Origin of the sequence: Streptomyces sp. NPDC059009, from assembly GCF_042740175.1 — a bacterium.
Lineage (GTDB): Bacteria > Actinomycetota > Actinomycetes > Streptomycetales > Streptomycetaceae > Streptomyces.
Genome location: NZ_JBHYJB010000089.1, coordinates 1 through 10228, shown reverse-complemented (window position 1 = coordinate 10228; position 10228 = coordinate 1). Strand labels below are relative to the sequence as shown.

The window sequence follows — 10228 nt, the reverse complement described above, 5'->3', positions numbered from 1 at the left end:
GGGTACATGAGTACTGGCTTGGGTGGGGTGCTGTACTGCGGGCGGACATACCGCCGCGTCCCCACCCCTCCCGCCGGACGCCCGCCTGCAGGCCGGTGGGGCGCCTTTCAGCCCGTCCGGCGTTTGAGGACGAGGCCGTTCAGGCCGACGGGGGGTCTGGGGGCACAGCCCCCAGGGGTGCGCCAGGGCCGACGGAGTCGGCGGATTCGGGAAGGGGCGGGACTGGGGAAAAAGCCCCCGGCAGGGGCCACCCGCACCCTCACAACGCCCCGCGCCCCCGGAACCGCCTCCGCTCCCCCTCCCCACCCCGCTCCGCCGCCGCATCCGCAAGCCGGACCACGGGGTCGCCCTCACCACCCCGCCCCTCCCGCCCCGCGACCACCGGCTTGACCGAGCGAGCCGCCTTCGCCCGGTACTGCGCCGCATCCGCGAGCCGGAACAGCCGGCGAGCGGACCGCACCGCACCGATCGGGTCGTCCGTCGACGCCACCCCGCACGCGACCCCCTCCCCCAGCTCCAACTCGGCCGCCCGCACGCACAGTTCATCGGCGACCCGCACCACCTCGTCGGCCGAGGGCCCCACCGAGAGCAGGCAGAACTCGTCGCCGCCGAGCCGCGCAGCCACCGTCCCGGGCAGCATCGCCCCGCACAGCGAGAGCACCGAGCCGAACCGTTCGAGCAGCCGGTCGCCGACGGCGTGGCCCAGGGTGTCGTTGACCCGCTTCAGCCCGTTGACGTCGCAGATGACGAGGGAGACGGGGACGCCGTCCTGCCGGTGCCGCTCCACCGCCTCGTCCAGGCGGAGGTCGACGGCCCGGCGGTTGGCGAGTCCGGTGAGGGCGTCCGTGAAGGCGAGGCGGCGGGCCTCTTCGAGACGCTCGGTCTGCGCGATCCCGGCGGCGACGACCGCCGCGAGCACGGTCGCGAAGTCGGCGTCGGCACGGTCGAAGACGGGCGCCCCCACGGGCCGCGCCACATAGAGCTCGCCCCAGGCCCGGCCGTGCAGCACGATCGGCGCGACCACGCAACAGCCGCGGCCGCGGCGGCGCAGGGCGGCCACCCGCTGATGGCAGTACCCGGCGGAGCCGACGCCCCCCGGCCCCTGAGCCGTCTCGACCCACGCGTGCGGCTCGCCGCCCCCGGCCCAGCGCTCATGCAGGAACTCGGTGATCTCCGGGAACTGATGCACCGGGTAGGACTCCGCCTCGGGGAACTCGTCCTCCCCCTCGGCCCGTTCGCCCACGTTCACCAGGACCCGGAGCCGCCCCAGGTCCCGCTCCCACACGGACAGCGCGGCGAAGCTCCCCGCGAGGGCGTGCCGGGCACCCTGCGCGGCCGCGCGCCAGGACTCCCGTGGAGTGTGCGCGGCGGCCATCCCCTGCGCCAGCTCCACGACGGCCCGCAGCCGGACATCCTCACCCATTACCCCAGGTTAGGAGGTTTACGGCGATTTAGGGCACTCGGTCTACTCCCCCCGTCATTCCCCCGGCCACTGCGGCGTGCGCTTCTCGTTGAAGGCGGCGACGCCCTCCGCCCGGTCGCCGGAGAAGGCCACGGAGCGCCACGCGGCGTCCTCGACCTCCAGGCCCGCCCGCAGGTCGAGCCCGTGCCCGAGCCGCAGCGCACGCTTGGCCGCGCGCAGCCCGACCGGGGAGTTCGCGGCCATCCGGGCGGCGAGCGCGAGCGCCTCGTCCCGGTCGTCGCCCTCCCCCACGAGCTGTTCCACAAGCCCCAACTCCCGTGCCTCGCCCGCCTCCACGCGCCGCGCCGTGAACACCAGCTCGGCGGCGCGCGCGGCCCCGACGCGGCGCGGCAGGAGCTGCGTGCCACCGCCACCCGGGATGACACCCACGGAGACTTCCGGCAGCCCGACGACGGCGGTGGCGTCGGCCACGATCACGTCGCAGGCGAGCGCGAGCTCGAAGCCGCCGCCGAGCGCGAAGCCGTGCACGGCCGCGACGGTCGGCATCGGCAGTTCGAGGACACCGGTGTAGGCGGCGCGCGCGGTGGGCCGCTGGCGCACCAACTCGGCGTCGGAGAAGGAGTTCCGCTCCTTGAGGTCGGCGCCGACGCAGAACGCCCGCTCGTGCGTGGAGGTGAGCACGACGACGCGCGCGTCCCGGTCGTCCGCGAGGGCGGCGCAGGCGGCGGCGAGGGAGCGGGCCATCTCGGTGGAGACGGCGTTCATGGCCTTGGGCCGGTCGAGGGCGAGCTCGGCGACGTACCCGTGCCGCCGCACCACGACGAACTCCCCGAACCGTTCCTCAGCCATAGCGCTACCTCCACGTCCGATACATCCGACACGTTCGACACGTTCGACGGTTAACGATCGTTACCGTCCCGGATCATGTCAGGAGCGCGCCCCCGTACGAAAGGGGCAGCCGCCGCACGAAGAGACCGAAGAAACTTAAGAAACCGAAGGGATCAGCTGCGGCGCGCGAGCAGCCAGGGCTCGATGACGCCGAGCCCGCGCACGGGCCGCTGCCACATCGGCTGCAGCGCGAACCGGTACGAGGGGGGCTCCTCGCCCTCCTTCTCGGCGGCAGCCGCAGCCTCCGCCGCGGCCGCCTCCGAGGCGGGCGCGGCCTGCGTCCTGGTCAGCTCCTCGGCGAACGCCCCGTCCACCAGGACGGCGTCCCGCGGCGCTATCGAGGTCAGCCGGCTGGCCAGGTTCACCGTCGTCCCGAAGACGTCGCCCATGCGCGTCGTGACCGTCCCGAAGGCGATGCCGACGCGCAGCTCCGGCATCGTCTCGTCGCCCGCCATCGTCTCGATGAGGCGCAGCGCGATCTCGGCGGCGACGCCCGCGTCATCGGCGGCGAAGAGAACCTCGTCCCCGAGTGTCTTGATGAGCCGCCCCCCGTGGGCGGCGACGAGATCGGCGGCCGTCGTCTCGAACGCCTCGACGAGCTCCCCGAGCTCCTCCTCCTCCATACGACGGGTCAGCCGCGTGAACCCGACGAGGTCGGCGAAGCCGACGGCGAGCCGCCGGTCCACCATCTCCTCGTCGTCGGCGGCCTGCACGACCCGTCCGGTGGCGGCCGCGAGCTGCCGCCGCCACACATAGACGAGGAACTCCTCCAGCTCGGGCAGGAGCAGCTCTATCAGCGGATACGTGACCTCGGTGCGGGTCATGCCCGGCTCGGGCGGCTCGGTGAGCCCCTCCAGGAAGGAGTCGATCTGCCACTCGGCGAGCCGGGCGGTGGTCTGCCCCGTGGACCGGGCCACCTGCACCGCCATGGCCTCGCTGAGCAGCCCGGCCTCGACCAGACCCGCAAGCCGCCGCAGGGCGAGCACATCGGCCTCGGTCAGGGCCTTGGCCTGGCCGATGTCGGGGAAACCCATGGCCCGCCAGAACCGTGACGCCAGCTCCATGGAGACCCCGGCGCTGCGCGCGGCCTGGAAGGGGGTGTAGCGCCGGTCGGCTCCGAGGATCAGCTGCTCGAGCCGGAGAGCGAGCGGGTCCTCGACGGCCTCATCGGGCTTCTCGGGCACCTCACCGTCGGCGGAGGGAGCGGCCCCCTCACCGGAGCCCGTGTCGTCGACGGTCACGCCAGCTGCCCTTCCGATCTGCCACGGTCACGTATCGACCGGCGCCAACTTTACGGCAGGTGTGCCCCAGCTCACTCCCAAGTCGGGCGAGCTCAGCCCATGTATTGAGCTCGGGCTGGGGGCACCGGTACGGACCTGGCTCAGCCCACCGGCCGCACATGGACGATGTCCCCCGCCCCCACCGGCTCCTGCACCCCCTCCTCCGTGGCGATGACCAAGCGTCCGTCGCCGTCCACCGCCACCGCCTCGCCCACCAGGGCCCGGTCCCCGGGCAGCTCGGCACGGACCCGGCGGCCCAGCGTCGCGCACCCGGCGGCGTACGTCTCCTGGAGGCCCGAGGCGGCCGGGTCGCCCTTGGCGGCGCGCCAGTCCGCGTACCACTGCTCCAGGGAGCGGAGCACCGCCCGCAGCAGCGGGTCGCGGTCCGTGCCGGTCGCCCCCGCCAGGGCCAGGGAACCGGCCTGCGGCACGGGGAGTTCGTCGGCGCGCAGCGAGACGTTGATGCCGATGCCGACCACGACGCCCGCGTCCCCGGAGCGCTCCGCGAGGATGCCGCCCGCCTTGCGCTCCTCGCCGTCCACGGTCACCAGCAGGTCGTTGGGCCACTTGAGTGCGGTGTCGACGCCCGCCGTCCGGGAGAGCCCGGTGGCGACGGCCACCCCGGTGAGGAGGGGGAGCCAGCCCCAGCGCTCGACCGGCACCTCCGAGGGGTTGAGGAGCACCGAGACGAAGAGGCCGGAGCGCGCGGGCGCGGACCACTGCCGGTCGAGGCGGCCGCGCCCGGACCGCTGCTCCTCGGCCACCAGGACCGCGCCCTCGCGCGCGCTCCCGTCGGCGGCGCGGGCCACCAGGTCCGTGTTGGTCGACCCGGTCTCGGGGACCACGTCGAGCGAGGTCCACAGGCCGCCCTCGCGGATCAGGGCACGCCGCAGCGCGGTGGCGTTCAGGGGCGGCCGACCGAGGTCGGACCAGGGATTCTCCGGGGATCCAGCATCATTTCGCGGCGTCATGCAAGCCACCCTAGGTGTGGTAAACGCCGCACTGCGCAGGCGTATCCACGCCGATACGCTACGAGTCAGTAGCAAGCCGACACTCGCCCACGCCCCGCCCCGCAGCCAGGGAGCCACGCCTCGATGTCCGAGCCGCAAGAAACCGACATCCACACCACCGCGGGAAAGCTCGCGGACCTGCAGCGCCGCATCGAGGAGGCGAAGCACGCCGGCTCCGCGCGCGCGGTCGAAAAGCAGCACGCCAAGGGCAAGTTGACGGCCCGTGAGCGCGTCGACCTGCTGCTCGACGAGGGCTCCTTCGTGGAGTTCGACGAGTTCGCGCAGCACCGCTCGACCGACTTCGGCCTGGAGCAGAACCGCCCGTACGGGGACGGGGTCGTCACCGGCTACGGCACGGTGGACGGCCGCCCGGTCGCCGTGTTCTCACAGGACTTCACCGTCTTCGGCGGCGCCCTCGGCGAGGTCTTCGGGCAGAAGATCGTGAAGGTCATGGACTTCGCCCTGAAGACGGGCTGTCCGGTGGTCGGCATCAACGACTCGGGCGGCGCCCGCATCCAGGAGGGCGTCATGGCCCTCGGCATGTACGGCGAGATCTTCCGCCGCAATACGCATGCGTCGGGCGTGATTCCGCAGATCAGCCTGGTCGTCGGGCCGTGCGCGGGCGGCGCCGTCTACTCCCCGGCGATCACCGACTTCACGGTCATGGTCGACCAGACATCGCACATGTTCATCACCGGCCCGGACGTCATCAAGACGGTCACCGGCGAGGACGTCGGCTTCGAGGAGCTCGGCGGCGCCCGCACCCACAACTCCACGTCGGGTGTGGCGCATCACATGGCGGGCGACGAGAAGGACGCCATCGAGTACGTCAAGTCGCTGCTGTCCTACCTCCCGTCCAACAACCTCTCCGAGCCGCCCGCCTTCCCCGAGGAGGCGGACCTCGAACTGTCCGACGAGGACCGGGAGTTGGACACCCTCATCCCGGACAGCGCCAACCAGCCGTACGACATGCACTCCGTCATCGAACACGTCCTGGACGACGCGGAGTTCTTCGAGACGCAGCCGCTGTTCGCGCCGAACATCATCACCGGCTTCGGCCGGATCGAGGGCCACCCGGTGGGCATCGTCGCCAACCAGCCGATGCAGTTCGCCGGCTGCCTCGACATCGACGCCTCCGAGAAGGCCGCCCGCTTCGTGCGCACCTGCGACGCCTTCAACGTCCCGGTCATCACGTTCGTCGACGTCCCCGGCTTCCTGCCGGGCGTCGAGCAGGAGCACACCGGCATCATCCGCCGCGGCGCCAAGCTGATCTTCGCGTACGCGGAGGCCACGGTCCCGCTGATCACGGTCATCACCCGCAAGGCGTTCGGCGGCGCGTACGACGTCATGGGCTCCAAGCACCTGGGCGCCGACCTCAACCTGGCCTGGCCGACGGCGCAGATCGCCGTCATGGGCGCGCAGGGCGCGGTGAACATCCTGCACCGCCGCACGATCGCCGAGGCCGGTGCCGACGTCGAGAGCGTCCGCGCAGAGCTCATCCAGGCGTACGAGGACCGGCTCCTCAACCCCTACACGGCCGCCGAGCGCGGCTATATCGACGCCGTGGTCATGCCGTCGGAGACCCGCCGCCACCTGGTGCGGGGCCTGCGTCAGCTGCGCACGAAGCGGGAATCACTGCCCCCGAAGAAGCACGGCAACATCCCCCTCTAGAGCCCAGGAGCGGTCATGATCAAGGTCGTACGGGGCAACCCCACCCCCGAGGAGCTGGCCGCCGCCCTGGCGGTGGTCAGGGCGCGCGCCGCGGCGGCGGCGAGCGCGCCGTCCGGCGCGCCCTCCGTGCCGGACTCCTGGGCGGACCCCGCCCGCGTCGCCCGCGACCGGCTGCCCGCCCCGGGCCCGGCCGCGTGGGGCCGCACCTACTGGCCCGCGTAAGGCAGTTGGCCCGCCGCTGAACTGAGGGGAACGGGCCGGGGAACTTGAGTACGCGTACTCAGGTGCCCCGGCCCGCCGCGCTCCACCATCGTTTCCATGCTGTGGTCGGATCCGGAGAACGATCCTCCGAAGGACATGCGGGACATGCAGGCGAAGATGAGCCGCGCCGGTGTCGTGCTCGCCCTGGCGATGGTGGTGGCCATGTTCGTGCTCGGACTTCTGTGATCCGTGCCCGGCCCTTCCGCGCGGCGGACGGGGAGCGCCCCTTGGTTACCCTGACGCCATGAGTGATCCGCGCCGCCGTCTCGTCCTCGCCTCCCAGTCGCCCGCCCGCCTCGGCCTGCTGCGCCAGGCGGGTCTGGCCCCCGAGGTGATCGTCAGCGGGGTCGACGAGGACGCCGTCTCCGCCCCCACCCCGGCCGAGCTCGCGCTCGCCCTCGCCGAGGCCAAGGCATCGGTGGTGGCCGCCCGCCCGGACGCCCGGGGCGCCCTGGTGATCGGCTGCGACTCGGTCCTGGAGCTGGACGGGCAGGCGCTCGGCAAGCCCGCCGACGCCGAGGAGGCCACCGCCCGCTGGAAGGCCATGCGCGGCCGCGCGGGCACGCTGCAGACCGGCCACTGCGTCTATGACACCGCCGCCGGACGGCACGTCGCGGCGGTCGCCTCGACCGTCGTGCACTTCGGCGAGCCGACGGACGCGGAGATCGCCGCGTACGTCGCGAGCGGCGAACCCCTGTACGTGGCGGGCGCGTTCACCCTCGACGGCCGCTCGGCGCCCTTCGTCGACCGCATCGAGGGCGACCACGGCAACGTCATCGGCCTCTCGCTGCCGCTGCTGCGCCGCCTGCTGGCCGAACTGGGCGTCGGCATCACGGAGTTGTGGGCGCCGCAGTAGCCCCAGCGGCTCCCCGGGCGCTCCCTGGCGCCCCAGGGGCTTCAGACGGGCTGCGGGGCGCCGTTGTCGGCCGCCCCGTCGGCCCCGTTGGCCGCGCTCTCGCCGTCGCCTGCGGCCCCGTCCTTCTTGTCGTACGCGACGAGCGTCAGCACGATCAGGCCGAGCACGACCATCATGAAGACGAACGCGAGCCAGCCCACCAGGCCGATGGAGAAGGCGCCGAGCAGTCCGTGCACCACGGCGCAGCTGATCAGGAGCAGCCTGCCGAAGCCGCCGGGCGCCCGGTCCCGCGCCGCCGCGAGCGCCAACGTCAGCCCGCAGAGGGCGAGATAGAGCCCGAAGACGATCCCCGCGATCCACGTGGAGACGGACATCGCGCGCGGGTCGAGCCCCGCGAGGGACATGTCCTGCTTGTCGACGACGAGCCCGAGGAACCAGTTCAGGAGCGCGATCCCGACCGCCTCCGCCAAGAGCACCACCGCGCCCACCCACGCCACCGGTCTGCGCGCCACGGCGCCCACCCACTCTCTTCGAGCCGCTGTTACCCGAGGTACCTTTCGGGACACCCGAACGCTACTAACGGGTAAACCCCGGGACAAGGGTCCTGCCGAAGGCAAAGAATCGTTGGGCCATTCGTAGGGACTCCACAAAGAAAGGCGCCCTGCCGCAGCACGCCCTCACAGAGACCTTGACCACACCGGGACGCTAGTCTGCCGCAAAGGGACCCTGCGTACCGTGGTGTTACAAGGGATTTCGCGGACCGGGCAGACCTCGGATCACGCTCCGTGTGGGCAAGCTCACCACTGGGGACGGGTCGTAAGGCCGTGTCGGCAGTCCCTAAACTCGGCTTGTTTCAAGGAGGGAGCCATCGTGCGCAAGGTGCTCATCGCCAACCGTGGCGAAATCGCTGTCCGCGTTGCCCGGGCATGCCGGGATGCGGGGATCGCGAGCGTTGCCGTTTATGCGGATCCTGACCGGGATGCGTTGCATGTCCGTGCGGCTGATGAGGCGTTCGCGCTGGGTGGTGACACTCCGGCCACCAGCTACCTGGACATTTCCAAGGTGCTGGCCGCGGCCGCCGATGCGGGCGCGGACGCGGTCCACCCCGGCTACGGATTCCTGTCGGAGAACGCGGAGTTCGCCCAGGCGGTCCTGGACGCGGGCCTGATCTGGATCGGCCCGCCCCCGCACGCGATTCGCGACCTGGGCGACAAGGTCGCCGCCCGCCACATCGCCCAGCGCGCGGGTGCCCCGCTGGTCGCGGGCACCCCCGACCCGGTCGCCGGGGCGGACGAGGTGGTGGCCTTCGCCGAGGAGCACGGCCTGCCCATCGCGATCAAGGCGGCCTTCGGCGGCGGCGGCCGCGGCCTGAAGGTCGCCCGCACCCTGGACGAGGTCCCCGAGCTGTACGAGTCGGCGGTGCGGGAGGCGGTGGCCGCCTTCGGGCGCGGCGAGTGCTTCGTGGAGCGCTACCTGGACAAGCCCCGCCACGTGGAGACCCAGTGCCTGGCCGACCAGCACGGCAACGTGGTCGTGGTCTCCACCCGTGACTGCTCCCTGCAGCGCCGCCACCAGAAGCTGGTGGAGGAGGCCCCGGCCCCCTTCCTGTCCGACGCGCAGACCGAGCAGCTCTACTCGGCCTCCAAGGCCATCCTGAAGGAGGCCGGTTACGTCGGTGCGGGGACGGTGGAGTTCCTGGTCGGCGCGGACGGCACGATCTCCTTCCTGGAGGTCAACACCCGGCTGCAGGTGGAGCACCCGGTCACCGAGGAGGTCGCCGGGATCGACCTGGTCCGCGAGATGTTCCGCATCGCCGACGGCGAGGAACTGGGCTACGGCGACCCCGAGTTGCGCGGTCACTCCTTCGAGTTCCGCATCAACGGCGAGGACCCCGGCCGTGGCTTCCTGCCCGCGCCGGGCACGGTGACGCGCTTCGACGCCCCGACGGGCCCGGGCGTGCGCCTGGACGCGGGCGTGGAGTCCGGCTCGGTGATCGGCCCGGCCTGGGACTCCCTCCTGGCGAAGCTGATCGTGACCGGCCGCACCCGCAAGGAGGCGCTGGAGCGTTCGGCGCGGGCGTTGGCGGAGTTCGAGGTGGAGGGCATGGCCACGGCCATCCCGTTCCACCGCAAGGTCGTCGCCGACCCGGCCTTCGCCCCCGAACTGACCGGCTCCACCGACCCGTTCACGATCTACACCCGCTGGATCGAGACCGACTTCGTCAACGACATCCCGCCCTTCTCCGCGACGGCGGACGCGGAGTCCGAGGACGAGCCCGGCCGCGAGACGGTCGTGGTCGAGGTCGGCGGCAAGCGCCTCGAGGTCTCCCTGCCCTCGTCCCTGGGCATGTCCCTCGCCCGTACGGGCCTGGCGGCGGGCGCGAAGCCGAAGCGGCGCGCGGCGAAGAAGTCGGGCCCGGCGGCCTCCGGTGACTCCCTCGCCTCTCCGATGCAGGGCACGATCGTGAAGGTGGCGGTCGAGGAGGGCCAGGAGGTCAAGGAGGGCGACCTCATCGTGGTCCTGGAGGCCATGAAGATGGAACAGCCCCTGAACGCCCACCGCTCGGGCACGGTGAAGGGTCTGACGGCGGAGGTCGGCGCGAGCCTCACCTCCGGCGCGGTGATCTGCGAGATCAAGGACTAGCTCCTGGTGGCCCGTTGGGCCCCCGAACCCGGTCAGGGCCCACGATGGGCCCAGGCCGGGTTCTTCTTTTCCCCAACCCCGCCCCTTCCCGAATCCGCGACTCCGTCGCCCTGGGGCGGCCTTCCTGGGGCTTTGCCCCTAGACCCCCTTGTCGGCCTGGACGGCCTCGTCCTCAAGCGCCGGACGGGCTACAGAT

The 10228-nt window shown here is 72.3% G+C and carries 10 protein-coding genes; 5 read left to right on the top strand and 5 right to left on the bottom strand.

Translation table 11 applies throughout. From position 1 onward, the window contains the following. Positions 1-259: 259 nt before the first annotated feature. From ACFWYM_RS44575 to ACFWYM_RS44560, 4 genes are all read right to left on the bottom strand, one after another. A complete protein-coding gene (locus tag ACFWYM_RS44575; RefSeq protein WP_384851293.1) occupies positions 260-1423 on the bottom strand; it encodes a diguanylate cyclase domain-containing protein in 1164 nt (387 codons plus the stop codon). Between the two features lie 54 nt (positions 1424-1477). After that, entirely contained in the window at positions 1478-2272 is a 795-nt protein-coding gene (locus ACFWYM_RS44570) for an enoyl-CoA hydratase/isomerase family protein (protein ID WP_384851291.1), read from the bottom strand. A 152-nt stretch (positions 2273-2424) separates the two neighbouring features. Beyond that, on the bottom strand, positions 2425-3552 hold the full coding sequence (locus ACFWYM_RS44565; protein WP_384851289.1) for an adenylate/guanylate cyclase domain-containing protein: 1128 nt from the start codon (positions 3550-3552) through the stop codon (positions 2425-2427). A 140-nt stretch (positions 3553-3692) separates the two neighbouring features. Then, positions 3693-4562, bottom strand: a complete 870-nt coding sequence (locus ACFWYM_RS44560; RefSeq protein ID WP_384851287.1) for a biotin--[acetyl-CoA-carboxylase] ligase — start codon at positions 4560-4562, stop codon at positions 3693-3695. Between the two features lie 123 nt (positions 4563-4685). Between ACFWYM_RS44560 and ACFWYM_RS44555 the strand changes: the two genes are divergently transcribed. The 4 genes from ACFWYM_RS44555 (at position 4686) to ACFWYM_RS44540 (ending at position 7389) form a co-directional block, all read left to right on the top strand. Then, the gene (locus ACFWYM_RS44555; RefSeq protein WP_384851285.1) at positions 4686-6272 is read left to right on the top strand and encodes an acyl-CoA carboxylase subunit beta; all 1587 of its coding nucleotides are present in this window, start codon (positions 4686-4688) and stop codon (positions 6270-6272) included. A 15-nt stretch (positions 6273-6287) separates the two neighbouring features. Further along, the gene (locus tag ACFWYM_RS44550) at positions 6288-6494 is read left to right on the top strand and encodes an acyl-CoA carboxylase epsilon subunit (RefSeq protein WP_384851283.1); all 207 of its coding nucleotides are present in this window, start codon (positions 6288-6290) and stop codon (positions 6492-6494) included. A 96-nt stretch (positions 6495-6590) separates the two neighbouring features. Beyond that, positions 6591-6719, top strand: coding sequence for a morphogenic membrane protein MmpB (gene mmpB, locus ACFWYM_RS44545; protein ID WP_384851281.1), 129 nt, complete (start codon positions 6591-6593; stop codon positions 6717-6719). Between the two features lie 58 nt (positions 6720-6777). Next, positions 6778-7389 carry a nucleoside triphosphate pyrophosphatase gene (locus ACFWYM_RS44540; protein ID WP_384851279.1) on the top strand — a complete coding sequence of 204 codons (612 nt, stop codon included), beginning with the start codon at positions 6778-6780 and terminating at the stop codon, positions 7387-7389. A gap of 41 nt (positions 7390-7430) precedes the next feature. On the opposite strand, the gene ACFWYM_RS44535 is transcribed toward ACFWYM_RS44540, so the two are convergent. Beyond that, positions 7431-7901, bottom strand: coding sequence for a hypothetical protein (locus ACFWYM_RS44535; protein ID WP_384851277.1), 471 nt, complete (start codon positions 7899-7901; stop codon positions 7431-7433). Positions 7902-8259: 358 nt separating this feature from the next. Here ACFWYM_RS44535 and ACFWYM_RS44530 point away from each other — a divergent pair, with 358 nt between their 5' ends. Then, positions 8260-10032 carry an acetyl/propionyl/methylcrotonyl-CoA carboxylase subunit alpha gene (locus ACFWYM_RS44530; RefSeq protein WP_384851275.1) on the top strand — a complete coding sequence of 591 codons (1773 nt, stop codon included), beginning with the start codon at positions 8260-8262 and terminating at the stop codon, positions 10030-10032. The last annotated feature ends 196 nt before the right edge of the window (positions 10033-10228 follow it).